Source organism: Mesorhizobium sp. ISC11, assembly GCF_037162595.1.
Lineage (GTDB): Bacteria > Pseudomonadota > Alphaproteobacteria > Rhizobiales > Rhizobiaceae > Mesorhizobium > Mesorhizobium ciceri.
Genome location: NZ_JAVSPW010000001.1, coordinates 874,936 through 898,124, shown reverse-complemented (window position 1 = coordinate 898,124; position 23,189 = coordinate 874,936). Strand labels below are relative to the sequence as shown.

The window sequence follows — 23,189 nt, the reverse complement described above, 5'->3', positions numbered from 1 at the left end:
ATGAAATTCGGGAATCTGGCCCTCTCACCACGACAGGTCGTCGACGACATCGCGCTCTGCCTGGTCTTCTTCACCAGGCTGCCGCTGCCCGTCTTCGATTTTCGCGGCCGCAGCCTTGCCGCGGCGATCTGGGCCGCCCCCATCGCCGGTCTCGTCGTCGGCCTGATCGGCGCCATCGTTTTTGCCACGGCGGAACGGTTCGGCCTTGCCATGGGGCCGGCGGCCGCACTTGCCCTTGTGGCAACCCTGCTCACCACCGGCTGCCTGCATGAGGACGGCCTGTCCGACGTCGCCGACGGTTTTGGCGGCGGCAAATCGCGCGGCCGCAAACTTGAGATCATGCGCGACAGCCGCATCGGCGCCTATGGTGCGGCGGCGCTGGCTCTGTCGCTGCTGGTCCGCTGGAGCGCGCTGTCGGAGTTCGTCGATCCCACACAGGCCCTGTTTGCCCTCCTGGCCGCACACGCGGCCTCGCGCGGCCTGCTTGGCGCCTTCATGCATCTCTTGCCTCCAGCGCGCGTCGACGGCCTCTCGGTCGACGCCGGCACCGTCTCGCAGGAAACCGCCATAGCCGGCGCCTTGCTCGGCGCGATCCCGCTTCTCTTGCTCGGGCTGGGCGGCGCCGTCTTCGCGCTGATCCTGCTTGGCCTGCTGTTTGCCGCATTCCGCGCCCTTTGCCTCAACCAGATCGATGGCCAGACCGGCGACACGATCGGCGCCTTGCAGCAGGCAAGCGAGATCGCGGTGCTGCTCGTCGCTTCCGTAGCGCTTTCCTGATCCCTTTGGCCTGATTCTCGCGGCCTGATTCCTTTTCGGAGACTTTGCCCCCATGCCCTTCAAATCCCTTAGTGAATTGCGCGCCGCCTGCCTCGACCTGCCGGCTGGCAGCGATGCCGCGGCCAATGCGGTCGCACGCCGCCAGGACACGCTGACCAAGCCGCAAGGCAGCCTCGGCCGGCTCGAGACCATCGCCGCGTGGCTGGCCCGCTGGCAGGGCCGCGACATGCCGAAACTCGACCGCGTCAAGGTTTTCGTCTTCGCCGGCAACCACGGCGTCACCGCGCAAGGTGTGTCGGCCTATCCCTCGGAAGTCACCGTGCAGATGGTGGCGAATTTCGCTGGCGGCGGTGCCGCCATCAACCAGCTTGCCCGCATAGCCGGCGCCGAACTCGACGTCATCCCGCTCGATCTCGACCATCCGACCGGCGACTTCACCCAAGGTCCGGCAATGGACGAAGCGCCCTTTCTGGCGGCGGTCTCGGCCGGCTATGATGCGGTGACGAAGGATCTGGACCTTATCTGCTTCGGCGAAATGGGTATCGGCAACACGACGCCGGCAGCGGCCGTTTCAGCAGCCCTGTTCGGCGGCGGCGCGGAAAAGTGGACAGGGCGCGGCACCGGCGTCGATGACGCCGGCTTGAAGCGCAAGGTGGTCGCCATCGAAGCCGGCCTGAAGCGCCATGCCGCAGCCCTCGCCGATCCGCTTGCTATCGCTGCCGTGCTCGGCGGACGCGAACTGGCCGCCATCTTCGGCGCCACGCTGGCTGCCCGCCATCTCGGCATACCCGTGCTGCTCGACGGTTTCGTCTGCACCGCCGCCGCAGCCCCGCTGGCGAAGCTGCATCCGACCGGCCTCGCCCACACCATCGCAGCCCATGTCTCCGCTGAGTCAGGCCATCGCGGCCTGCTCGAAGCGCTCGGCCTGCCGCCGCTGCTCGATCTCGGCATGCGGCTCGGCGAAGGCTCCGGCGCCTGCCTCGCCGTCAACATCGTCCGCTCGGCGCTGGAGTGCCATGCCCGCATGGCGAGTTTTGCAGAGGCTGGCGTTTCGGAGAAGTAGTTATTCATTCCCCGTATCGGCCGACAAAGATGCCGTTGTCACGACAAAGGAGGCATCTTACGGTAACGGCGATTCTCAAATAGATTTTTGTGGGATGAAGAAATTTCATCCTGCCGCAGCTGCGGTGTTATCGCCGGGGCGGTCGCTGTTGTGTTCCGTCACAGCAGCTATTCAAGTCATGGCCCGATCGACACCGGGATTTTCGTTGTCTTCCTGGTCTTCTTCTGGTGGCCCATCAGCGATTTCTCCGGGGGAAAAGACGGAATTGGCGCCAGCGATGCTGCAGCCGGGGAAAAGAGCCTTGCTTTTCGATTCGGCCGGTTCTGAGCCGCATTTTCCAACGCGGCTGAATCGCCACAATATCCGGATAGCGCGGTTAAAGAATCACAGTCAGACAGCCTGCCCGAGACGCGCCAAACGCGTCTCGCTTTCAGGGTCTTTCCACCAACTCTTCTAGGAATTTGGTGGGTGCGCACAGGATTGAACTGTGGACCCGCTGATTAAGAGTCAGCTGCTCTACCAACTGAGCTACGCACCCACTCGGCCGGCAAAAACCGGCGTTGGCGGGCATATAGCCGCCACCATCGGTCCTGTCCAGCCCTGCCGGAATCATTTCCCGACAAATCGACCGAGCATGCGTTCGATCAGACGAACAGCTTGCCCTCCGCCACCTTGATTGCGTTGCCGCCGATGCGCGCCGAGGCCAGTTTTCCGCCTTGCACGGTCAGTTCGAGGCGGATGCGCGATGGCCGGCCCATCTCCAGCCCCTGCTCGATCCACAGCTGTGAAATGCCATCGGTCGGCGCGTCGAAATGCATGATGGCGCCGGCAAAGGCGGCTGCCGCCGAGCCGGTCGCCGGATCCTCATAGGAAGGCGTGCCAGGCACGATCATGCGCACATGGAAGGCGCTTTCGTGGTTCACCGTCTCGCGGCAGTAGACATAGGGGCTGGCGAAGGCCCATTCGCTCTTGCGCGGCGCCAGTTCCGACCAGGCCTGGTTGTCCAGCCGGATGCGACCCGCCGCCTCGAGATTGGCAACCGGGATGGTGACATAGGGCACGCCCGCCGACCAGAATGCGACGCGGTGATTCTCGAAGCCGATCTCATGCGGCGTCAACCCAAGCGCGGCACCGATCGCCTCCGGATCGGCATCGAGCTTCAGCGGCTCCGGCAGCTTGGCCAGGTCGAACTCGGCAAAAGTGTTGCCGTCATGCTTGCTGACGGCGCACCGCACCGGACCGATGTTTTCCTCCAGCACGAAGATGCCGGCGCCGCCCTCTTCCGCCAGTTCGGCCAGCGCGATCGCGGCGCCGACCGTCGGATGGCCGGCGAACGGCATTTCATAGTCGGGCGTGAAGATGCGGATGCGGTTTTTGTGCTTGGGATTGTCCGGCGGCAGGACGAACACCGATTCGGACAGGTTGAATTCGCGCGCGATGGCCTGCATCGCGGCCGTGTCCAATCCCTTGCTATCGAGCACGACGGCCAAAGGATTGCCGGCCAGTCGCTCGGTCGTAAACACATCGTAAAGCAAGTAATTCCGGGTTTTCATTCCTGCCTCAATCCCAACATGGGCGAAATTTAATTTGATATTTGAACCAGTAAGCCTGATCTGTGCACAGATAGGGACATTGCGCATTATAGGGGTCCAGCGTGGACCAGATTGTCAATCTGCCAAAGACGGAATCGGATTCCGCCATCGAGACGGCGCTTGGGCTCGACCAGACAGGCCGGCGCAGATCGCGCCGTCGTGGGTGGCTCTATGCGTTGCTGGCGCTGATCGTGCTCGCCGCCGCGCTTGGCCTCTATCAATGGTATGCGGGCTCGCCGGCCAGGATTGACTACACCACAGTGCCTGCCGCCAAGGCCGACCTCACCGTCGCGGTGTCGGCGACCGGCACGCTGCAGCCACTCACCCAGGTCGATATTTCAAGCGAACTGTCCGGCATCATCCGCTCGGTCTCGGCCGAGGAGAACCAGCAGGTCAAGAAGGGTGACGTGCTGGCGACACTCGACACGGTGAAACTCGAAGTCCAGATCGAGCGTGCCGAAGCTTCGGCCAAGGCCGCCGCCGCCAATGTCGAGGACGCCACGGTTACGCTGGCGGAAAACGAGAAGGCGCTGGTGCGCGCCGCCGAACTGACCAGGCGCGGCATGGCGACCGACCAGTCGCTTGAAGCGGCAACCGCCACGCGCGACCGTTCCAAGGCAGCTCTCGACAGTGCGCAGGCCAACCTCGCCATCGCCCAGGCCGACCTCAAGGCGCAGCAGACCGACCTTGCCAAGAGCACCATCTATGCGCCGATCGACGGCATCGTTTTGACGCGCTCGGTCGATCCCGGCCAGACGGTCGCCTCCTCGCTGCAGGCGCCGGTGCTGTTCATCATCGCCGCCGATCTCAGGAACATGGAACTGGTGGCGGCGGTCGACGAGGCCGACATCGGTGCGGTCAAATCCGGCCAGCATGCCCGCTTCACCGTCGATGCCTTCCCCGAGCGGCCGTTCGATGCCGAGATCCGCGACATCTCCTATGCCTCGGTCACCACCGACGGCGTCGTCACCTACAATGCGCGGCTCGAGGTCGACAACAACGAGCTGCTGCTGCGGCCCGGCATGACCGCCACCGTTTCGGTCGTCACCAAGCAGGCCAAGGACGTGCTCACCGTGCCGGCCACCGCCTTCCGCTTTCGCCCGGTCCAGCAGGCCGCACGCGGCTGGAGCCTCAGCGACCTGTTCACCGGCCGCATGGGCCGCCCCGGCGGCAACCGCCAGCGCCAGGCCGCCACAGTGCCCACCGACGGCTCGCGCACGCTCTATGTGCTGGAGAACGGGCGTCCGCACCCGGTCAACGTCAAGATCGGCTCGACCGACGGCGAACTGACCGAGATCATTTCTGGCCTCGACGAAGGCGCACAGGTCATCACCGCGTCGCAGCAGCGGAGCTGATACCGTGGCTGCCGGTGCTGCCCTCATCACCTTCGACAAGGTCTGGAAGAGCTATGGCCAGGGCGAGGCCAAGGTGCATGCGCTGGCCGGCGTCGATCTTGCCATCCGGCGTGGCGAATTCGTCGCCATCATGGGGCCGTCCGGTTCCGGCAAGTCGACGGCGATGAACATCATCGGCTGCCTCGACACGCCGACGGCCGGAACCTATTCCTTCATGGGCATCGACGCCGGCCGCCTCGACCGCAACCGCCGCGCCATGCTGCGCAACCTCTATGTCGGCTTCGTCTTCCAGGGTTACAATCTGCTGGCCCGCACCACGGCGGCCGAAAATGTCGAACTGCCGCTGATCTATCGCGGCGTGGCCGCCCGCGAGCGCCGCGACCTTGCCATGCAGGCCCTGGCGGAGGTCGGCCTTGTCGGCCGCGAGCACCACACGCCGGCCGAACTGTCCGGCGGCCAGCAGCAGCGCGTGGCGATCGCGCGCGCCATCGTCACGCGCCCGACGCTGCTCGTCGCCGACGAGCCGACCGGCAACCTCGACACCGCCCGCACGCACGAGATCATGGAGTTGCTGACGCGGCTCAACAAGGAGCTTGGCCTGACCATCGCCATGGTCACCCACGAGGCCGACGTCGCCGACTATGCCGAACGCACCATCCGCTTCCTCGACGGCCACGTCGCCTCCGATTCCAGGAAGCTGGAGATCGCACAACCATGATCTGGGAAACCGTCCGCCTGTCGCTGCGCTCGATCCGCCGCAACGTGCTGCGCTCGTTCCTGACCTTGCTCGGCATCGTCATCGGCGTTGCCGCCGTCATTGCCATGCTCACCATCGGCTCGGGCACCACGCAGAAGGTCAAGGCCGACATCTCCAAGCTCGGCAGCAATCTGCTGGTCGTCCGCTCCGGTCGCCCGGCCGGTCCCGGTGGCCCGGGCGGGCTCGACCAGGTGGTGCGTCCGCTGGCCGAAAAGGAGCTGGCGGCGCTGGTTGCGCATCTGACTGGCGCCCGCGCCATTTCGCCGGCTTCGCAAAAGCAGGTCCGGGTCATCTTCGGCACCGAGAGCCTGACCTCGGGCGTCACCGGCACCGACAGCGCCTATCTCGATGCGCGCGACTGGAAACTGGTGTCGGGCCGCCCGTTCAGCGATTCCGAAACCCGCTCGGGCACCGGCGTCTGCCTGATCGGCGAGACGGTGCGCCAACAATTCTTCGGCGCTGGCGATCCCGAGGGCGAGATCATCCGCGTCAACCGCACCTCCTGCAAGATCATCGGCCTGCTCGAGCCCAAGGGCTATACCGGCTTCGGTCAGGATCAGGACAATGTCGTGCTGATGCCGCTGCACGCTTACCAGCGCCGCATCGCCGGCAACCGCGACATCGACAACATCTACATCGCCGCCGATGGCCGCACGCCGACCAGCGAGCTGCAGCCGCGCGTCGAGGACATTCTGCGCGACGCCAGACGCATCACGCCCGATCGTGAAAGCGATTTCGCCATCCGCGACATGACCCAGATCGCCGACGCCATGGCCAGCGCCACCACCACCATGACCGGCATGCTGGGCGCCGTCGCCGGCGTCAGCCTGCTGGTCGGCGGCATCGGCATCATGAACATCATGCTGGTGTCGGTCACCGAACGCACCCGCGAGATCGGCATCAGGCTCGCCATCGGCGCGCATGAAAAGCACATCCTCATCCAGTTCCTGGTCGAGGCGACGGTGCTGTCGCTGCTCGGCGGCATTATCGGCATCCTGATCGGGCTGGCGCTGGCCGGCCTCGCCGCGGTGACGCTGACCATCCCGTTTGCGCCGAGCCCGGCGGTGATCCTGCTCGCCGTCGGCTTTTCCGCCCTGATCGGCATGGTGTTCGGCTTCTTCCCTGCGCTGCGCGGCGCCAGGCTCGATCCGATCGACGCGCTAAGGCACGAGTAGGGCAACCGGCCGAAACGCGGCCAGCGCTCAGACCGGTTTTGCACAGCCTTAGACGTTTCCACCCTACCCGCCACTGTCGCCGCGCCGTTCATGATGCTAGGGCAATTCACGCTTGGGTGGAGGAATAGCCAATGAGCAAGAAGGCACGACTGATCCTGACGATGGTCGTCATCGAGGCCTTCCTTGCAGGCATCTGGTGGTATCTCGCCCGCTTCGGCATGGCCAATCCCGATCGCGTCACAGCCGATTTTCAGGCAGTCGTCGGCCAGACCATGGGAATGGCGATGGGCGGTTTGCTGGGCATCGGCTTCATCCTGTTCCTCGTCGCCGCCCGCAACGATCGCAACGCGGCACAGAACAAGACGCGCCCTTAACTCCCGTTTGCGAAATGCCACTCGATCAGCGGCTTCATGTGCGGTGACAGGCCGACCGGCAGGTCGGCGGCATGGCGGATGATCACTGGCCCGTCGATCTCCGGCTCGGTTTCGGTGGCGACGAAGGCTGAGATGCGCTGGGCGATCTCGTCTGCGGGCGCCGCCGCGTGGTAGCGGCGGAAGATCACCGTGCCGCTGTTGGTCGACATGGCGTGGTAGCGCTTGCCGCGATGAGCCCCTGACAGGTCGAGGCCGGTTTCCTCGCGCACTTCGCGGATCATGTTGAAATCGACATCGACCAGGCCATCGCGAAAATCGACCGGCTCGAATGAGCCGGCGGCAAAATAGACGCGGCCGGCGTTGACCGTGTGCGGACCCATGCGGATCGCCACCAGCGCATTGTCGGCTGCCACCAGCATGGCATGGGCATAGGCATGCTCGGCGCCCGAATTCTCGCGCCGCTTCCGCCACAGCATGAAAGTCGAATAGTTGACCGCATGGCAGCGGCCGGCGAGACGGTTGTCGCGGTAGGCAAGCTGCGACAGCAGCACCACCATGCCGTCGAACAGCGCCGGATTGGCAGCGATTTCGTGCTGCCAGTTCTCGGCGATCGCCTCTGCATTGTCCCTTGCGAACGGGTGCGGACCGGGATCGAGCCGGACGTCGATGGCGTCGACCGGCAGGATGACGTTGCGTGGCAGGTCGAAACTCATGCGTCAGGTCATGTCCAGCGTGATCGCCACCGGGCAATGGTCCGACGCCTTCGGCCGGTCCCAGCCGGCACGCGGAAAGCGGTCGACCTCCTGCCCCGGCGGAAAAATGGTGCGCCAGGGCTGGCCGTTGCGGATGATGTCGGGAACAGCCGTCGCGTTGCTGGCGGCGAGCCCCTTCGACAGCAGGATGTAGTCGAGCTGGCACAGATGCCGTTCTTCCGGTCCGCGCGTGTGGTAGAAACTCCAGCGGTTCATCTCCGGCCGCCGCTCGACGACGTTTTCGCAGAAGCCGCCGGCCGTCAGCACGTTGATGCAGGACAGGGCTTCGTCGACGACCTCGAAGCGATAGCCGTCGATCGCATCGCCGGCCACCTTCACACGCTGGCGGTAATCGTTCATATCGCCGCAGATTGCCCAGCGTTTGTCGGCGGCATAGTCCTTGCCGAAGCGCTCCTCGATGATGCGCCGCACGGCCTGCGCCTCCGCGATGCGCACCGGCATCGTCGCCTCGCGCCCGTCGAGCCCGTTGCGCGGCGAACCCATCGACTTGAAATGCACGAGATAGAGCGTCAGCGGCACGCCGCCCACGGTGACGTCGATCTCCAGGCAGTCGCGCCGGAAAATGCGCTCATTGGCCTGATTGCCCAGTGCCTCGAGTTCCGGCGTGTGCAGCCCGAACTGCTCGTAGGTGACATAGGCGTGGCTGGTCATGCGCACGAATTCGATCGGCTGGCCCTGGGCGGTCTCATTGCGCATCATCACGGCAACGTCGATGCCGCGTGAATCATTGCCCGATGTGGTGTATTTCTGCCGGTAGCCCTGCCCCACCATCTTGAACAGATAGCCATATTCGAAGGCCTTCAGCGCCTCGATGTTGTCGACCTCCTGCATGCAGATGATGTCGGCCCGGGTGGCAGCGATTGCCAGCGCCGTCAGCTGGCGCGTGTCGTCGGATTGGGCGATGGCGCGGGCCTGCTCCAGCATCCTGTATTCCGCCTCGCTCTGGATATCGAACAGCGCCAGCGTTCGATCCTCGTTGAGCTGGTTGCGATAGCCGGAATAATCGAACCTGTTCATCAGGTTCTCGACATTGAAGGTGGCAAGGCGCAGCGACATGCCATGACCTTTGCCCGCAAGTGCTTCGGAAAACAAGCGCGCAGGACCACCATCTGAGATCGATTGGTCCTGGGTGCGTTCGCGTCATGGTTGACGGAACCTTTCCGTTCATCCGCCGTTCAGATGCAAACATCCATTGTTGCCCCATTCCTCGGGTGGGCGTGGGGCCTGTAACTCTTGGAGAGTGCAATGAATTCGCTCTTTTCTTCCACGGTCAAATCGGGGCTGCTAGCCCTGGGTATCCTCTCCGGCGTCACGGCACCGTCCGCCGCCGGCCCGATCATGCAACCGGACCTGTCGATTCCCACCAGCACCGCGGCGCCGAATGTCACGCCGGTCCGCGACAGCTGGGCGGGCGGCAACAACAACCGTCAGTTCAACAACGACAATTGGAGATGGCGCCGGTCGGGCAATTGGGACGGCGGCCGTCGGCACTGGCACGGCGGCGGCGGTCACTGGAATGGTGGAGACAACTGGCGTTGGCGCCATGGTCGCCATCACTATCGCGGCGGCCGTTACTACGATGATGGCGCGAGTGCCGCGATCCTGGGCCTTGGCCTGGGGCTTGGCCTCGGCAGCATGTACAACAACTACGACTACTATGACCGGCCGGCGCCGCGCCGCTACTACCGCGCGGGACGGCTTTCGAGCGCCCATGTCCAATGGTGCTACAACCGCTACCGGTCGTACCGGGCCTACGACAACACGTTCCAGCCCTACAACGGCCCGCGCCAGCAGTGCTACTCACCCTATTGATGGGCTGGCCCTGTAGCTGAGCTGACCGACAGAATGAAAAAACGGCGCCACGTGGCGCCGTTTCTTGTTCATGGAAGCTGCTATTTTCGAGCGCTTGTGGATTTCGCTCAGTTCTTCGCCTTGTCGACCAGCTTGTTCTTGGAAATCCACGGCATCATCGCGCGCAGCTTGGCGCCGACTTCCTCGATCTGGTGGCTGTCATTGTTGCGGCGGATGCCCTTGAAGCGGGACATGCCGGCGCGGTATTCCTGCATCCACTCCGAGGTGAATTTGCCGGTCTGGATGTCCTTCAGCACGCGCTTCATCTCGGCCTTGGTCTCGGCGGTGATGATGCGCGGACCCGAGACATATTCGCCCCATTCGGCGGTGTTCGAAATCGAGTAGTTCATGTTGGCGATGCCGCCTTCATAGATCAGGTCGACGATCAGCTTGACCTCGTGCAGGCACTCGAAATAGGCCATCTCAGGCGCGTAGCCGGCTTCCACCAGCGTCTCGAAACCGGCCCGGATCAGCTCGACCAGGCCGCCGCACAGCACGACCTGCTCGCCGAACAGATCGGTCTCGCATTCCTCGCGGAAATTGGTCTCGATGATGCCCGAACGGCCGCCGCCGACGCCGCAGGCGTAGGACAGTGCCAGGTCGAGCGCATTGCCCGAGGCGTCCTGGTTGACGGCGACCAGGCACGGCACGCCGCCGCCCTTCTGGTATTCGCCGCGCACCGTGTGGCCGGGACCCTTCGGCGCGATCATGACGACGTCGACCGTCGACTTCGGCTCGATCAGGCCGAAATGCACGTTGAGGCCGTGCGCGAAGGCGATCGCGGCACCATCGCGGATGTTCGGGGCGATCTCGTTCTTGTAGATGTCGGCCTGCAGTTCGTCCGGCGTTGCCATCATCATCAGGTCGGCCCATTTGGCCGCGTCCGCCACGCTCATCACCTTGAGACCGTCGGCCTCGACCTTCTTGGCGGTTGCCGAGCCGGCCTTGAGGCCGATTGCGATCTCCTTGGCGCCGGAATCCTTGAGGTTGAGCGCATGCGCCCTGCCCTGGCTGCCATAGCCGATGATGGCGACCTTCTTGCCCTTGATCAGATTGAGATCGGCATCACGATCGTAATAGACGCGCATTTTGTCTTCCTTCCCGTTTATAAATCAGAGCATGATGCCGAAAAGTGTGAAGCGGTTTTCGGACGACATCATGCTCTATCTTCTTGATTTAGAGACGAATTCAGATTTCAGGTCGACTTGACCTGAAATCATCCGGCTCTAGGGCCTTGCGGCCGGTTGTTGCTCCATGAAGAGCGAGAAACTGCTGCGTCGCCCGCGCGGCATCGCCGCCGATCGCCGCCTCAGTCAATTCCAGCCGGTCGCCGAGCAGCAGACGGATCTGCACATCGCGGGCGACCAGCCCGAAAAAGGTGCGGAACGCCGTCTCGGCATCCGCGAAATCCAAAAGCCCGGTCCGTCGGCCGGCCTCGAGCACCGGCTTCAGCCGTTTGGCCAGCGCGAAGCGGCCGTTCTCCAGCACCACGGCGCCGAGATTGTCCTTGCCGGAGCCCGCATGGCTGACCGCCACCCGATTGAGCGCGATCGACGTGTCGCTGGAAATCACCTTGAGCCAATCCGAGGCGAAGCGCTCGAGGCTCGCGGTCAGCGAGGCAAGATCGAGCCCCTTGCGGTCGACCGGTGCCACCCGCACTTTAGAGGCCTGCCATTGCACCGTCGCCGTCAGCAGCCCGTCGCGGTCGCCGAACCATTTGTAGAGCGTTTCCTTGGAACAGCTGGCGCGGCGCGCCACGGCGGTCATGGTCAGCTGGTCGCCCTCTTCGACCAGCAGCCGCAACGCCGCGTCGAGCACGGCCTTCTGCCGCTCTGTCAGCGCTTCGCTGGTGTCGATGTCAGGCACGATGTGCAACACGCTCTTCTCTCGAAAGGTCGGCATTCCCGATAAGCCGTACCGTACGTTACGGTTCTGCATATTGCGCGATCCGAGGCCGTGCGCAAGAGGACGAGAGCAAAATATCTGCAAAATGGACAGGCGCTGGCGCGACAGGCTCGCTTAATCGCTGGCTGGCGGATGGCGCAACCGTCCAAGCAGTGCCGAGACCATGGTCAGCTCATCCGCCGACAGTTTGGCGCCAACCAGTTCGGCGATCGAGCGTCCGTAGACAGCCCACATCTGGCGGCGTGTCTCTCGCCCCTTGGCCGCGATGCGGATGGTCTGGCCACGGCCGTCATCGGCCACCGGCAGTTTCTCGACGAGCCCATCGGCCTCGAGCCGGGTCAGCAGGCGCGAAATGTTGTATTGCGCGAACAGCGTGTGCTCGATGAGCTGGAACGGCCGCAGCCCGCCCTCGCCCGCCTCGGCGAGTTCATGCAGCACGTCGTACCAGGCAAGTGGGGGCAGACCGGCGGCCTTCAACGCCTCTTCGGCGCTCTCCATCAACTGGCGCGATACGCGCATCAGGCGAGCCCAGGCCTTGATGGCTTCGGGCGAAGGCGCGGCTTTCTCGGTCATGGCGCACCTTAGACGATAGATGCAATTGCATCAAGCTTGACGATCAATGCATATGCATCTACATAGATGCAATTGCATTAATCAGGGAAAGCCAATCCGATGAAACACGAAATCTGCAAACGCGCCGACAAGCTCATTCTCGTCAGCCATCACCTCTGCCCCTATGTGCAGCGCGCCGCGATTTCGCTCACCGAAAAGGGCGTGCCGTTCGAACGCGTCGATATCGACCTCGCCAACAAGCCGGACTGGTTCAAGGCGATCTCGCCGCTCGGCAAGGTGCCGCTGCTGCGCGTGCAGCGAAATGGCGAGGAAACGGTGATCTTCGAATCGGCCGTCATCCTCGAATTCCTCGAAGAGACGCAGGCCAATCCCCTCCACCCTGCCGATCCCTATGCCCGCGCCCGGCATCGCGCCTGGATCGAGTTCGGTTCGGCAACCCTCAATGCCATCGGCCGGTTCTATTCAACATCGACCGAGGCCGGCTTCCTTGACGAATCCAGCGCGCTGTCCGCCATGTTCGACCGTCTCGAAGCCGAGCTGGCGGACGAGCCTGGCGGCCCCTGGTTCGCCAGCAAGCACTTCTCGCTGGTCGACGCCGTTTACGGTCCGGTCTTCCGCTATCTCGATGTCTTCGACCGGATCGGTGATTTCGGCATTCTTGACCGAAAGCCCCTCGTCCGCGCATGGCGCCGGGCGTTGAGTGAACGCCCGTCGATCAGGCAAGCCGTGGCGCCGGACTACCCGCAGCGCCTGCATGCCTTCCTGCGGGCAAAGGGATCGTACCTTTCGAGCCTCATTGGCCAAAACGATCCGGCCACCGCGCTTCGACCAGTCCTATCCGCTTGAACGGGTCGATTACGGTGCCGGCCACCATCGAGGCGAGAAACTGCGGCGCCGGCGGGATTTTTGCCACCGTCGCCACCAGCCTGTCGCGGATGAAGGGCAGCGCCACCGAATCCGACTGGTAGAACGGCGTGAACGCCAGCGACAGCGCCTGGAAGATGCGGACATGCCAGCGCCGCGCCCTCGCATAGGCTTCAAGTGCCGCTTCGACACTGTCCGTCCGCGCCAGCGCATGGCTGAGCGCCGCGGCGTCGAGCAGCGCCATATTGGCCCCTTGCCCGAGCTGCGGGCTGGTCGAGTGCGCCGCGTCGCCGATGATGGCCAGCCGCCGCCCAACCGGCCGCTTCATCGTGTGGTGGCCATAGCGCGCCAGCGAGAGCTGGTCGAAACTGTCGATCTGGCTGACATACGCCTCGCTCTGCGGCCACAGCCGGATCACCCTCTCCTTCCAGGCATCCAGGCCCCGGACGCGCACCTCATCGGCGTCCGACGGCTTCAGGCTCCAGAAGAAGGCCGCCATCTTTTCAGCGCCCGGCTGCGGCCGGCCGATCGGCAGCACGCCGATCATCACGCTCGCTCTGTCGTAGCGTTGCAGCAGCGCGCGCTCATCGAAACCGTCGCCGCGCCAGCCAAGCGAGGCCCAGAACGCGCCATAGGTGAGCGGTCGTGGCTCGCCTGCAGCGCTTGCGCCGCGCAGTTTCGAGCGCGAACCGCTGGCGTCGATGACGAGGTCGAACGGCCCCGCCCTTCGTCCGTTGCCGCAGATCAGCGTCGTCCGTTCGCCCGTCTCCAAGGCCTCGATCTCGACGCCGGTTTCGATGGCGATCGCTTCGCGTTGGGCGGCGCGGAAGAGCACGCCGAACAAGGCCGCCCGGTGCACCGCCAGCCCGAAGCGGCCACCGCGCTGCGCATCGTAGCGGACATCGAGCACGGTACGGCCTGTGGTGGCATCGGCGCCATGCAGGCGGTCGATGCGGCTGCCCAGCGCCAGCATGTCGTCGAGCAGGCCAAGATCGGCCAGCACCGTCAGCCCTGTCGGCTGCAGGATCAGCCCGGAGCCGACCGGCTTCGGCTCATCGAAGGGTTCAAAGACCGTGACCCGATGCCCGGCGCGCTTGAGATAGAGCGCCATGGCCAGTCCCGCCGGCCCGGCGCCTGCTATTGCGATGTCGTAGGAAATGCCAATGCCCCCAAAGCCGAACTGGCCGGGACAATCCTTCAGCAGCCCGGCGAAATCAAGCCGCACCGTGGGGCTTTAGCGGTCGTTCAAGCCTGGGCCTTGGCGGCCGTTCAAGCCTGGGACGCATCAAAATCGGCGCGCGCTGCGCGCACCGCATCATGGTTGAGTTCGGCCCACAGAATCAATTGATGAAAGGCGCCGAACATAGAGCGCCCGAGATCGGTCAGGCTGTATTCGACGCTTGGTGGTTTGGTCGGGAACACCTCACGATGCACATAGCCATCGCGCTGAAGATCGTACAGCGTCTGGGTCAGCATGCGTTGCGAAATGTCGGGCACAAGGCGCCGCAACTCACCGAAGCGATAGGGTTTTTCAGCCAGCGCCATCATCAGCAGCGATCTCCATTTGCCGCTCACCCCTTGAATGACCTCGCGAACCGGACAATTGGCAATATTGCCGCCGCCTGAGATGGCCTTATAGACCTCCAACTTCGATTTCAGATTGATGACCTTGCCGTCCATGGCTGGTTCCCTGCGTGTGCCTACCTCCCGAAAAACTGCCTTCTTTACGGCACCAGGTCAATTCCTATTTTAGTGCTGGTCTCTTTTTGAGACTGCCACTCGAACCGCCTTAGCGGCGCAATGTCAGGACCTTCCATGAGCGAAACCCTTCTCGTCACCGGCGCTTCCGGCCAGCTCGGCCACGGCGTCATCCAATATCTCCTGGACAAGCACAAAGTTCCACCGGCAAACATCATCGCCGCCACACGCAATCCGGAAAGCGTGGCCGATCTGGCGCTGCGCGGCGTCGTTGTCAGGGCCGCCGACTTCAACGACGCGGCGTCGCTGGAAACCGCATTCAAAGGCGCCGACAAGGTGCTGATTATTTCGACCGGCGATCTCGATCTCAAAAGCGGCAGGCGCCTGAAGCAGCACGAAAATGCCGTCGCCGCGGCCAAAAATGCCGGCATTTCGCATCTGCTCTACACCTCGATGCCCAATCCGGAGCCGGTATCGCCGGTCCTGTTTGCCGATGACCACTACAGCACCGAGCAGGCGATCAAGGCGAGCGGCATCCCCTACACGATCTTCCGCAACGGCTGGTACCAGGAGAACCTGTTCATGGCCCTGCCGCACGCGATCGCCTCGGGAAAATGGTACACGTCGGCCGGCGACGGGCGCATTGCCCACGGTGCGCGCGACGACATGGCAGCGGCGATCGCCGCCAGCCTCGCTGGCGCTTCAAACGAAAGCAAGACCTACACCTTGACCGGTCCGCACGCCTACACCACGGCAGAGATTGCCGCCCTGGTAAGCGAGGTCACCGGCAAGTCGCTCGAGGTCGTGCAGGTTCCGGATGAAGCGCTCACCGAAGGGGTAAAGGCATCAGGCGTTCCCGAGGATTTTGCTGAAGTCATCGTGTCCTTCGACGCCAACACGCGCTCCGGCCGCATCGCCATGGTGACGGACTCGGTCGAGATGCTTTCCGGCCGCAAGTCGAAGACCCTGAAGCAGTTCCTCGAGGCGAACAAGGCCGGCCTGGCCGGTTGAAGCGGAGTGACATGGGCTGTGCCGCAAGACACAGCCCATTCGCCAGGACATGTCGAGATTCAGGTCAGGCTGGACCGAGAATGTGGGTTCCGAGAACCGGAACGGAGCGGACACTTGGTCCGTGACTACCGGAAGCGCAGGAACCTGCCGTTCGCAGGCCGGCCTCACCTGAATATCGGCATGTCCTAGATGGCCACCTGAGTGCCGATCTCCACCACGCGCCCGGTCGGGATTTGGAAATACTCCGTCGCGTCGGCCGCCGTGCGCGCCAGGCCGATGAACAGCCGGTCCTGCCACACCGGCATGCCGGAATTGGGCGAGGCCTTGAGCGAACGCCGCGACAGGAAGAACGAAGTCGTCATGATGTCGAATTTCCAGCCCTGCTTGCGGCAGATCGCCAGCGCGCGCGGGATGTTGGGCTGCTCCATGTAGCCGAAGGTCAGCGTTACCCGCATGAACAGCTCGTTGACCGTCTCCATTTTGACCCGGTCGCTGTCGGGCACCACCGGCTGCGGCGCGGTCACCACCGAAAGGATGACGTTCTGCTCATGCAGCACCTTGTAGTGCTTCAGGCTGTGCATCAGTGCGGTTGGCGCGCTGAGCGGATCGCTGGTCAGGAACACGGCGGTGCCTGACACCAGCTGCGGCTTCTTCTTCAACAGATTGCCGGCCAGGAAATCGAGCGGGATCTCGTTGCGGCGGGTCTTGTCGAACAGATAGCGGCTGCCGCGCACCCAGGTCCACATGGCCAGCACGATGGTGAAGGCAACGGCCAGCGATGCCCAGCCGCCCTCAAACACCTTGACGATGTTGGAGGCAAAGAAACCGACGTCGATGAAGCCGAACAGCGCCGTCAGCGAGACCGCCAGCCACAGCTTCCATTTCCAGATCCGCGTCATGACCACAAACAACAGCACCGTGGTCACCAGCATGTTGCCGGTCACCGAGATGCCGTAGGCCGATGCCAGCCTGCTGGACTCGCCGAAGCCCACCACCAGCATCATCACCACCAGCGCCAGCAGCAGGTTGACGCGCGGCATGTAGATCTGGCCGGACTGTTTCTCCGACGTATGTAGAATTTCCAGGCGCGGCAGCATGTTGAGCTGCACCGCCTGCCTGGTCAACGAGAAGGCGCCCGAGATCACCGCCTGGCTGGCGATGACCGTGGCGGCGGTCGCCAGCACGACCATCGGGATCAGCGTCCAGCCTTCATTCATTTCGAAGAACGGATGGCCGACGACGCCGTTCTTGGCCAGCACGAAAGCGCCCTGCCCGGCATAATTGAGCAGCAGGCACGGAAACACGACCCACAGCCAGGCGAGCACGATCGGCTTGCGGCCGAAATGGCCGAGATCGGCATAGAGCGCTTCCGCGCCGGTCACGGCGAGGAAGATGGCGCCGATGGTGACGAAAGCGACATCGGGCGAATTGATCAGGAAGGCGACGATGTAGTGCGGGCTGATCGCCCACAGGATTTCCGGATCGGCGATGATGTGGTTGAGGCCGGAAAGGCCGATCGCCAGGAACCACACCGCCGTCACGGGACCGAACACCAATCCCACGCCGCCCGTGCCGAAACGTTGCACCGCGAACACCATGGCGAGAATGACCAGTGTCAGCGGCACGACATAAGGCTGGAAGGTCGGCGTGACGACGTTCATGCCTTCGACCGCCGACAGCACCGAAATCGCCGGCGTGATGACGGCGTCGCCGAAGAAAAGCGACGCCCCGACGATGCCGATGCCGAGCATCAGCGCCGAGCGCTTGGGGAAACTGCCGCGCGCCAGCGCCATCAGCGACAGCACGCCGCCCTCGCCGCGGTTGTTCGCCCGCAGCACGAACATGATGTATTTGATGGTGACGATGATGGTCAGCGACCAGATGATCAGCGACAAAACGCCCAGGATGTCACCGCGGTCGGCCACTTCTCCGCCGGAAGATGCCACCAGCGCCTCGCGAAAGGCGTAGATCGGACTGGTGCCGATATCCCCATAGACGACACCGAGCGCGCCCAGCATCAGAACCTTGGTGCTGTGCTGTTCGACTTCCGAATGGCTCGATTGTTCGACGGGTTCTGCCTCACTACCAGTATTGGTAAGGGCCATGGACGACACTCCGATAAGCGCGCGGTGCTCTACGCTTGCTGCGATGCAATATCAAGTGCCGTCGCGTAATGGCTGCCATGCCTGCCATGCGAGGCTGCCCATCGCTACCATCCGCAGGCCTTGAGGAACCGACCCACCGTACCGGCCATGCCATACTCCAACGCGTCGGCTGTCAACCCATGTCCGATCGACACTTCGGCCAATGCCGGAATGCGCTTGACCAGCGCCGGTAGGTTGCCGACCACCAGATCGTGCCCGGCATTGACCTGCAGCCCGGCGGCAAGCGCGGCGTCAGCGGTTTTTCCCAGCCTTTCCAGCTCTTTGGCGGCTTTGGCGGAATCTGTGTGATAGCTGCCATATGGACCTGTATAGAGCTCGATGCGGTCGGCGCCGGTGTCGCGCGCGGCCGCCACCCAATCGGGATCCGGATCGGAAAACAGCGACACGCGAAAGCCCCCCTTCTTCAGGCGCTTGACGATTGGTGTGAGGAACGCGGCCTGGGTTGCGAAGTTCCAGCCATGGTCCGATGTCGCCTGGGCCGGATCGTCCGGCACCAAGGTCACCTGTTCAGGCTGATGCTTTTCCACAAGCAGCAGGAAATCCTCGGTCGGATAGCCCTCGATGTTGAATTCCGCGCCCGGAAACTCGTCGTCGATCAGCGACCGGATCTCAGGCACATCGGAGAGTCTTGTGTGCCGCTCGTCGGGGCGTGGATGCACTGTCAGCCCGTGCGCTCCGGCCGCCAGCGCAATGCGGCCGAGGCCGGTGACGCTTGGCCACGGCAGGTCGCGCCGGTTGCGCAGCATGGCGATGGCATTGAGATTGACGGAGAGCTTTGCAGGCATGCGGGTGGCCTCAAAAATCATTCGATGCGCCACCTATAATGGCTTTGGCGGGAACAGTAATGCCTTTGGTGGGAACAGACTGGGGGTTTCGGGTGTTCCAAGCCTGATGAACCAGCCGGGAAAGGTAGCGCCGATGAATTTTCTTGATGAGGTGCCGGCAATCCGCCGTATCGAGACCAGCCGTGACGACCTTTTCGCCATCGATGTCGTCGGGCACGTTTCCGCGGCCGATGGTGAAAATCTTTTCGGATTGCTGGAGGCAGCCTACGCCCTGCATCCGCGCGTCGATGTGCTGGTGCGCCTCGTCGACCACGACGGCGTCGACTGGGCCGACATCGCGGACGAGACACTGAAGCAGGGCGCCATCCATGCATTGGAACATGTCGACCGTTGCGCGACGATCGGCGAACCGGACTGGATAGCGGACGCACAACGCTTTCTGCCGTCCTCACCGCCCATCGAAATCAGGCATTTCAGGGCGGAGGACGAGGCTGCCGCCTGGCAATGGCTTGCCGCACAGCCTATCGGGGCAACAGCATCCGACGCCCCTACCTGACGATCGTCAACCGCTCGGCCGCCCGCGTGATGGCGGTGTAGAGCCAGCGCTGGCGGGTTTCCTTGAAGGCCCAGCTTTCATCGAACAGCACGATCTCGTTCCACTGCGAGCCCTGCGCCTTGTGCACGGTCAGCGCGTAGCCATAGTCGAAATCGTCGAAGCGCTTCTTCTGCTGCCAGGGGATATCGGCGTCCGGATCCTCGAACGCCGCCTTGAGCAGCTTGATCTTGGCGACGCCGCGATCCGGATCGTCCTCTTCCGGCGACACCAGAAGGTTGATGCCGGGCTTCACCGTCTCGCGCGACGATGTCATCACCTTCCACAGCGAGCCGTTGAGCAGGCCCTTTGCCGGATCGTTGCGCAGGCAGACGAGCTTGTCGCCGGCCTGCGGATAGTCGGCGTTGAAACCCTTGAGCTCGCGCAGCCGCTGATTGTAGCGGCGCCGCGTGCGATTGGTGCCGACCAGCACCTGGTCCGCCTTCAGCACCAGTTCCTGGGTAACGTCTTCCTTGCCGATCACCTGCGCCGTGCCATAGTCGCCACGCATGAACTCGCGGCCCTCGCGCACATCGAGCGCCAGCCGCAGGATCGGATTGTCGCGCGCCTGCCGGTGGATTTCGGTGAGCAGGAAATCCGGCTCATGGTCGGTGAAGAAGCCGCCGCCCGAGATCGGCGGCAGCTGGCCGGGGTCGCCGAGCACCAGGATCGGCGTGCCGAAACTCATCAGGTCGCGGCCAAGTTGTTCGTCGACCATCGAACATTCGTCGATGACGACCAGTTTGGCGCGCGAGATCGGGCTCTGCCGGTTGAGCGAAAAAGTCGGCGACATCGACGTCTTGCCGGTGATTTCGTCCGACACCGATTCCTCGCCTTTCGGCCTATAGATCAGCGAATGGATGGTGCGGGCGTTGACCGCGCCCTTGGAGCGCAGCACCTGCGCCGCCTTGCCGGTGAAGGCGGCGAACTGCACCTGGCCGTCGACATGTTCGGCGAAATAGCGCGCCAGCGTGGTCTTGCCGGTGCCGGCATAGCCGAACAGACGGAACAGCTGCGGCTGGCCGGTCTTGAGCCAGCGGGCGACCGCTTGCAGCGCCTCATCCTGTTGGGGAGAGAATTCCATCAGCGCGAGAGACCGGATTCGCAAGGGAAAGACAAGACAGCCGCCATCATCATCGAAGCATCGGGGACGCTTCAGTGCCGCCGACGGGTCAGGCTATCAGGCGCGGACAAGAACGTAAAGGGAACAACCGACCACGTCGGCTGGAAGCGAAATTCAGGCAATGGCCATGGCGGCCCGCGGGTCGCGGTCGTCGGGTGGTAGCGGAACGGGAGCGTATCCGGCATAGCTGACGCTCAACCGTGCCTGCCCGTTCGAACAGGACCGGAGTGCATCCTCCAGCTTGGACATATTTCTAAGCGGCACTGTCGCGTTGACGACGACGACCACGCCGCGGATTTCCCGACTCAGGATCTGGCCACGGCGGCTTTGCAGTTCGGCGATGACGTTGCCGACATGGGTTGCTGAAGTCATTACTTCGACCTTCATGATCGGCTCGAGCAACTGCACGCCGAGGCGTGGCGCGGCTTCGCGAAAGCAGGCGCGGCCGGCGATCTCGAAAGCCAGAGCCGAGGAATCGGTATCGTGAAAAGCGCCATCCATCAGCACCGCCTTGACGCCGATCATCGGGAAGCCCGCAAATGGACCTGAGGACAATATGCTGCGCAGCCCCTTTTCGACGCCCGCAATGTATTCGCCATGAAGCGCACCACCGACGATCCTGGACTCGAACACGGAGTCCGCGCTGTCCGCGTTCGGCTCGAACATGATCTTGACGCGGGCGAACTGACCGGTGCCGCCGGACTGCCTCTTGTGCGTGAAGTCCTGCTTGTGCGTACGGGTGATCGTCTCGCGATAGGCCACTTGTGGAGAACCAATATTCACATCGACCTGGGACTCGCGACGCAGGTGGTCAATGATGATGTCGAGGTGGAGTTCGTCCATGAAGGCGATAATGGTCTGGCCCGATTCCTCGTCTTGCATGGCGCGGAAGAAAGCATCCTCGTCCGCCAGCTTCGCCAAGGCGATACGCAGCCGCTCCTGATCGGCCTTCGATTTCGGCTCGATCGCGATTTGCAGCAAAGGCCAGGGCGCGGCAGGCTTTTCCATCATGGGGATATGGTCGCTGGTGGCCCCAATATTTGCAACTGAGTGCAGGAGCGAAATCCGGACTGAGATAACGGAAGACTAAACTGATCTTTTTGGCCTGGCTGCTCGCAGCCTGCTGTCAGGGTCCAGGATCGTTCTCCAGCAGGATCGGCTTGCCGTGCGGGGTGGCATGCGCGGCGCGTTCCCATGCCTCTGCCATCGCATCGACATCGGACTTGGCGGCCAGACCTTTTGAGGCAAGCAGCTTTTCCAACGCAGCCAGCCAATGTTCGTAATAATCATGGCCGTCCGCTGCGGCGCCCGGTCTCTTCACTTCTGCCGACAGTGCCTGCGCCCACTCGCTCCACGAAAACAGGCCCTTGTCGTGCAGCGCAACCGTCATGGCGAAGGCTTCGGCTTGCCATGGCTCGGCGAAAACAGGCGCATCGGCGCCCGGCGGCAAATCGGCGGGGCCATCACGCCGGCTCAAGATAGCTCTCCCAGGCGTCGATCGACACAACAAGCGTCGGGTCGGCGCCCTCGCCCCAGATCTCCGATCCTTCGAAAACCACGGTGTAGACCCATTGCGGGTTTTCGCCGTGTCCATGCGCGTTGCTGTCGGGAAAAACAAAACCGTCGTGCACCGCCTCGATCACGCCGTGCTTGCCGCGTGCGTAGCGCGGCAGCCGCGTGTGGCCGGTCGGGTTGAAGTTTTTGGTCCGCACGGGGTCTCCGGCCTTGAACCGCGCCGCTTGCGCCACCGGCCGGTCGCAAGGGCTGCCCTTGGCCAGCACTGCGGGCACGTTTTCCGCCTTCAGCACCCTCTTGGGAGTCGCTGCTGGATCGACTGCCTTGCCCGCTTCGAGATCGCGCTGGCTGACGAAGCCATGGCGCTTCAACAGCACCTCCAGCGCCTTGATCCATATCTCGTAGTAGCTCGATGAATAGTAGACAGCCGGATGCAGCGATTCCCGTGCATGCCGGCTCTCGTCGATGTTCCAGGCGCCCATGGCGCCGGCAGTCAGCGTCACGCCGAGCGCCCGCCTTTCCCAGGCGGCATGGAAGTAAGGTTCGTCCTTTTCCGGCGCGACCGGGCCGAACCCCATCTGTCCGCCGAGATCTTGCGGCCCGTTCATGCCGGCTGCCCCTCTATTCCAGGTCTTTGGGCCAGGCCGGTGCCGATCATCGCGTCACGGCTGACCAGCTCCGCCAGCCGCTCCTCGCTCCAGCCCTCGGTACCCTCGGGCCGCATCGGCACGACGAGATAGCGCAGCTCGGCAGTGGAATCCCAGACGCGGATTTTCTTGTCCGCCGGCAGCGTCAGCCCGAACTCTTCCAGCACGCCGCGCGGATCGATCACCGCGCGCGAACGATAGGGCGGCGCCTTGTACCAGACCGGCGGCAGGCCAAGCACCGACCATGGATAGCAGGAGCACAGCGTGCAGACGACGAGATTATGGGTGTCCTGCGTGTTGAACACCGCCTGCATGTGCTCGCCCTGGCGGCCTGTGTAGCCAAGCGAACCGATCGCCGCCGTCGCATCGCGCTTCAGCCAGTCGGCATAGGCTGGATCGCTCCAGGCTTTCGCCACCACCCTGGCCCCGTTGCGCGGACCGATCTTCGTCTCGTAAGTATCGACGATGACGTCGATCGCCGCCGGATCGATCAGCCCCTTCTGGGCGAGGATCGTCTCCAGCGCGCGCACGCGGGCGGCAAACGGATCGAGTTCGTTGTCGTGGTCATGATCGTGTGACATGGCTACAAACTAC

The 23,189-nt window shown here is 63.6% G+C and carries 25 protein-coding genes, 1 tRNA gene and 1 pseudogene; 11 read left to right on the top strand and 16 right to left on the bottom strand.

All coding sequences use genetic code 11. The features are described from left to right. The 3 genes from cobS (at position 1) to RPF88_RS04505 (ending at position 2,167) form a co-directional block, all read left to right on the top strand. Positions 1-777 (top strand): adenosylcobinamide-GDP ribazoletransferase, encoded by a 777-nt coding sequence (gene cobS / locus RPF88_RS04515; RefSeq protein WP_337121765.1) that lies wholly within the window; start codon positions 1-3, stop codon positions 775-777. Positions 778-829: 52 nt separating this feature from the next. Continuing rightward, entirely contained in the window at positions 830-1,840 is a 1,011-nt protein-coding gene (cobT, locus tag RPF88_RS04510) for a nicotinate-nucleotide--dimethylbenzimidazole phosphoribosyltransferase (protein WP_275952779.1), read from the top strand. Between the two features lie 87 nt (positions 1,841-1,927). After that, the gene (locus RPF88_RS04505; protein WP_337121764.1) at positions 1,928-2,167 is read left to right on the top strand and encodes a hypothetical protein; all 240 of its coding nucleotides are present in this window, start codon (positions 1,928-1,930) and stop codon (positions 2,165-2,167) included. Positions 2,168-2,302: 135 nt separating this feature from the next. Here the strand turns inward: RPF88_RS04505 and RPF88_RS04500 are convergent. Continuing rightward, positions 2,303-2,378 (bottom strand) — tRNA-Lys (locus RPF88_RS04500). Between the two features lie 106 nt (positions 2,379-2,484). After that, positions 2,485-3,393 (bottom strand): PhzF family phenazine biosynthesis protein, encoded by a 909-nt coding sequence (locus RPF88_RS04495; protein WP_027160563.1) that lies wholly within the window; start codon positions 3,391-3,393, stop codon positions 2,485-2,487. Between the two features lie 101 nt (positions 3,394-3,494). Here RPF88_RS04495 and RPF88_RS04490 point away from each other — a divergent pair, with 101 nt between their 5' ends. From RPF88_RS04490 to RPF88_RS04475, 4 genes are all read left to right on the top strand, one after another. Next, positions 3,495-4,787, top strand: coding sequence for an efflux RND transporter periplasmic adaptor subunit (locus RPF88_RS04490; RefSeq protein WP_063168253.1), 1,293 nt, complete (start codon positions 3,495-3,497; stop codon positions 4,785-4,787). A gap of 4 nt (positions 4,788-4,791) precedes the next feature. Beyond that, the gene (locus RPF88_RS04485) at positions 4,792-5,505 is read left to right on the top strand and encodes an ABC transporter ATP-binding protein (RefSeq protein WP_013531071.1); all 714 of its coding nucleotides are present in this window, start codon (positions 4,792-4,794) and stop codon (positions 5,503-5,505) included. Further along, positions 5,502-6,719, top strand: a complete 1,218-nt coding sequence (locus RPF88_RS04480) for an ABC transporter permease (protein WP_337121762.1) — start codon at positions 5,502-5,504, stop codon at positions 6,717-6,719. The genes RPF88_RS04485 and RPF88_RS04480 overlap by 4 nt, the downstream gene beginning before the upstream one ends. Before the next feature lie 131 nt (positions 6,720-6,850). Further along, entirely contained in the window at positions 6,851-7,093 is a 243-nt protein-coding gene (locus tag RPF88_RS04475) for a hypothetical protein (protein ID WP_013531069.1), read from the top strand. Here the strand turns inward: RPF88_RS04475 and RPF88_RS04470 are convergent. Together RPF88_RS04470 and RPF88_RS04465 are read right to left on the bottom strand one after the other, a co-directional pair. Then, positions 7,090-7,806 carry a hypothetical protein gene (locus RPF88_RS04470; protein ID WP_013531068.1) on the bottom strand — a complete coding sequence of 239 codons (717 nt, stop codon included), beginning with the start codon at positions 7,804-7,806 and terminating at the stop codon, positions 7,090-7,092. The two genes, RPF88_RS04475 and RPF88_RS04470, sit on opposite strands and share 4 nt — an antisense overlap. 3 nt (positions 7,807-7,809) lie before the next feature. Beyond that, on the bottom strand, positions 7,810-8,922 hold the full coding sequence (locus RPF88_RS04465) for an endonuclease/exonuclease/phosphatase family protein (RefSeq protein WP_013531067.1): 1,113 nt from the start codon (positions 8,920-8,922) through the stop codon (positions 7,810-7,812). A gap of 189 nt (positions 8,923-9,111) precedes the next feature. Between RPF88_RS04465 and RPF88_RS04460 the strand changes: the two genes are divergently transcribed. Then, positions 9,112-9,678 carry a BA14K family protein gene (locus RPF88_RS04460; protein ID WP_013531066.1) on the top strand — a complete coding sequence of 189 codons (567 nt, stop codon included), beginning with the start codon at positions 9,112-9,114 and terminating at the stop codon, positions 9,676-9,678. Positions 9,679-9,785: 107 nt separating this feature from the next. On the opposite strand, the gene ilvC is transcribed toward RPF88_RS04460, so the two are convergent. The 3 genes from ilvC to RPF88_RS04445 all read right to left on the bottom strand — a co-directional run bounded on the left by ilvC (position 9,786) and on the right by RPF88_RS04445 (position 12,195). Next, positions 9,786-10,805: a ketol-acid reductoisomerase gene (gene ilvC / locus RPF88_RS04455; protein WP_013531065.1), complete on the bottom strand. Its 1,020-nt coding sequence runs from the start codon at positions 10,803-10,805 to the stop codon at positions 9,786-9,788. Positions 10,806-10,905: 100 nt separating this feature from the next. Then, entirely contained in the window at positions 10,906-11,619 is a 714-nt protein-coding gene (locus RPF88_RS04450; protein ID WP_244514306.1) for a TetR/AcrR family transcriptional regulator, read from the bottom strand. A gap of 117 nt (positions 11,620-11,736) precedes the next feature. Beyond that, positions 11,737-12,195 carry a MarR family winged helix-turn-helix transcriptional regulator gene (locus RPF88_RS04445; protein ID WP_064993769.1) on the bottom strand — a complete coding sequence of 153 codons (459 nt, stop codon included), beginning with the start codon at positions 12,193-12,195 and terminating at the stop codon, positions 11,737-11,739. A 99-nt stretch (positions 12,196-12,294) separates the two neighbouring features. On the opposite strand from RPF88_RS04445, the gene RPF88_RS04440 reads away from it, so the two are divergent. Then, positions 12,295-13,041 carry a glutathione S-transferase family protein gene (locus RPF88_RS04440; protein ID WP_064993770.1) on the top strand — a complete coding sequence of 249 codons (747 nt, stop codon included), beginning with the start codon at positions 12,295-12,297 and terminating at the stop codon, positions 13,039-13,041. On the opposite strand, the gene RPF88_RS04435 is transcribed toward RPF88_RS04440, so the two are convergent. After that, positions 12,989-14,284, bottom strand: coding sequence for an FAD-dependent oxidoreductase (locus RPF88_RS04435; RefSeq protein ID WP_337121759.1), 1,296 nt, complete (start codon positions 14,282-14,284; stop codon positions 12,989-12,991). The genes RPF88_RS04440 and RPF88_RS04435 overlap by 53 nt on opposite strands. A 44-nt stretch (positions 14,285-14,328) precedes the next feature. Beyond that, the gene (locus RPF88_RS04430) at positions 14,329-14,739 is read right to left on the bottom strand and encodes a winged helix-turn-helix transcriptional regulator (RefSeq protein ID WP_013531060.1); all 411 of its coding nucleotides are present in this window, start codon (positions 14,737-14,739) and stop codon (positions 14,329-14,331) included. A 135-nt stretch (positions 14,740-14,874) separates the two neighbouring features. Between RPF88_RS04430 and RPF88_RS04425 the strand changes: the two genes are divergently transcribed. Further along, positions 14,875-15,768, top strand: coding sequence for an SDR family oxidoreductase (locus tag RPF88_RS04425; RefSeq protein ID WP_337121758.1), 894 nt, complete (start codon positions 14,875-14,877; stop codon positions 15,766-15,768). 185 nt (positions 15,769-15,953) lie between these two features. On the opposite strand, the gene RPF88_RS04420 is transcribed toward RPF88_RS04425, so the two are convergent. After that, positions 15,954-17,873 carry a potassium transporter Kup gene (locus RPF88_RS04420; RefSeq protein ID WP_337121757.1) on the bottom strand — a complete coding sequence of 640 codons (1,920 nt, stop codon included), beginning with the start codon at positions 17,871-17,873 and terminating at the stop codon, positions 15,954-15,956. Between the two features lie 104 nt (positions 17,874-17,977). Then, positions 17,978-18,718 (bottom strand): pyridoxine 5'-phosphate synthase, encoded by a 741-nt coding sequence (locus RPF88_RS04415; RefSeq protein WP_063168262.1) that lies wholly within the window; start codon positions 18,716-18,718, stop codon positions 17,978-17,980. A 133-nt stretch (positions 18,719-18,851) separates the two neighbouring features. Here RPF88_RS04415 and RPF88_RS04410 point away from each other — a divergent pair, with 133 nt between their 5' ends. Continuing rightward, on the top strand, positions 18,852-19,274 hold the full coding sequence (locus tag RPF88_RS04410; protein ID WP_337121756.1) for an STAS/SEC14 domain-containing protein: 423 nt from the start codon (positions 18,852-18,854) through the stop codon (positions 19,272-19,274). Here RPF88_RS04410 and RPF88_RS04405 read toward each other — a convergent pair. The 5 genes and pseudogenes from RPF88_RS04405 to nthA form a co-directional block, all read right to left on the bottom strand. After that, positions 19,267-20,394, bottom strand: a complete 1,128-nt coding sequence (locus tag RPF88_RS04405) for an ATP-dependent DNA helicase (protein ID WP_337121755.1) — start codon at positions 20,392-20,394, stop codon at positions 19,267-19,269. The genes RPF88_RS04410 and RPF88_RS04405 overlap by 8 nt on opposite strands. Before the next feature lie 153 nt (positions 20,395-20,547). Next, positions 20,548-21,444: pseudogene (gene fusA, locus RPF88_RS04400) on the bottom strand (elongation factor G); the annotation flags it as partial. Between the two features lie 115 nt (positions 21,445-21,559). Next, on the bottom strand, positions 21,560-21,910 hold the full coding sequence (locus tag RPF88_RS04395; protein WP_027160577.1) for a nitrile hydratase accessory protein: 351 nt from the start codon (positions 21,908-21,910) through the stop codon (positions 21,560-21,562). After that, the gene (nthB, locus tag RPF88_RS04390; RefSeq protein ID WP_337121754.1) at positions 21,897-22,556 is read right to left on the bottom strand and encodes a nitrile hydratase subunit beta; all 660 of its coding nucleotides are present in this window, start codon (positions 22,554-22,556) and stop codon (positions 21,897-21,899) included. The genes RPF88_RS04395 and nthB overlap by 14 nt, the downstream gene beginning before the upstream one ends. After that, complete coding sequence (gene nthA / locus RPF88_RS04385) at positions 22,553-23,176, bottom strand: nitrile hydratase subunit alpha (RefSeq protein WP_063172438.1); 624 nt, start codon at positions 23,174-23,176, stop codon at positions 22,553-22,555. Before nthA ends, nthB begins: the two co-directional genes overlap by 4 nt. Positions 23,177-23,189 lie beyond the last annotated feature (13 nt).

Coding starts and splice junctions, on each gene's coding strand:
- RPF88_RS04470 (WP_013531068.1), bottom strand. CDS start 7,806: ATGAGTTTCGACCTGCCACGCAACGTCATCCTGCCGGTCGACGCCATC.
- RPF88_RS04425 (WP_337121758.1), top strand. CDS start 14,875: ATGAGCGAAACCCTTCTCGTCACCGGCGCTTCCGGCCAGCTCGGCCAC.
- RPF88_RS04405 (WP_337121755.1), bottom strand. CDS start 20,394: ATGGAATTCTCTCCCCAACAGGATGAGGCGCTGCAAGCGGTCGCCCGC.
- RPF88_RS04410 (WP_337121756.1), top strand. CDS start 18,852: ATGAATTTTCTTGATGAGGTGCCGGCAATCCGCCGTATCGAGACCAGC.
- RPF88_RS04495 (WP_027160563.1), bottom strand. CDS start 3,393: ATGAAAACCCGGAATTACTTGCTTTACGATGTGTTTACGACCGAGCGA.
- RPF88_RS04465 (WP_013531067.1), bottom strand. CDS start 8,922: ATGTCGCTGCGCCTTGCCACCTTCAATGTCGAGAACCTGATGAACAGG.
- RPF88_RS04450 (WP_244514306.1), bottom strand. CDS start 11,619: ATGCCGACCTTTCGAGAGAAGAGCGTGTTGCACATCGTGCCTGACATC.
- RPF88_RS04475 (WP_013531069.1), top strand. CDS start 6,851: ATGAGCAAGAAGGCACGACTGATCCTGACGATGGTCGTCATCGAGGCC.
- RPF88_RS04480 (WP_337121762.1), top strand. CDS start 5,502: ATGATCTGGGAAACCGTCCGCCTGTCGCTGCGCTCGATCCGCCGCAAC.
- nthA (WP_063172438.1), bottom strand. CDS start 23,176: ATGTCACACGATCATGACCACGACAACGAACTCGATCCGTTTGCCGCC.
- cobS (WP_337121765.1), top strand. CDS start 1: ATGAAATTCGGGAATCTGGCCCTCTCACCACGACAGGTCGTCGACGAC.
- RPF88_RS04415 (WP_063168262.1), bottom strand. CDS start 18,718: ATGCCTGCAAAGCTCTCCGTCAATCTCAATGCCATCGCCATGCTGCGC.
- RPF88_RS04445 (WP_064993769.1), bottom strand. CDS start 12,195: ATGACCGAGAAAGCCGCGCCTTCGCCCGAAGCCATCAAGGCCTGGGCT.
- RPF88_RS04420 (WP_337121757.1), bottom strand. CDS start 17,873: ATGGCCCTTACCAATACTGGTAGTGAGGCAGAACCCGTCGAACAATCG.
- nthB (WP_337121754.1), bottom strand. CDS start 22,556: ATGAACGGGCCGCAAGATCTCGGCGGACAGATGGGGTTCGGCCCGGTC.
- RPF88_RS04440 (WP_064993770.1), top strand. CDS start 12,295: ATGAAACACGAAATCTGCAAACGCGCCGACAAGCTCATTCTCGTCAGC.
- cobT (WP_275952779.1), top strand. CDS start 830: ATGCCCTTCAAATCCCTTAGTGAATTGCGCGCCGCCTGCCTCGACCTG.
- ilvC (WP_013531065.1), bottom strand. CDS start 10,805: ATGCGCGTCTATTACGATCGTGATGCCGATCTCAATCTGATCAAGGGC.
- RPF88_RS04430 (WP_013531060.1), bottom strand. CDS start 14,739: ATGGACGGCAAGGTCATCAATCTGAAATCGAAGTTGGAGGTCTATAAG.
- RPF88_RS04460 (WP_013531066.1), top strand. CDS start 9,112: ATGAATTCGCTCTTTTCTTCCACGGTCAAATCGGGGCTGCTAGCCCTG.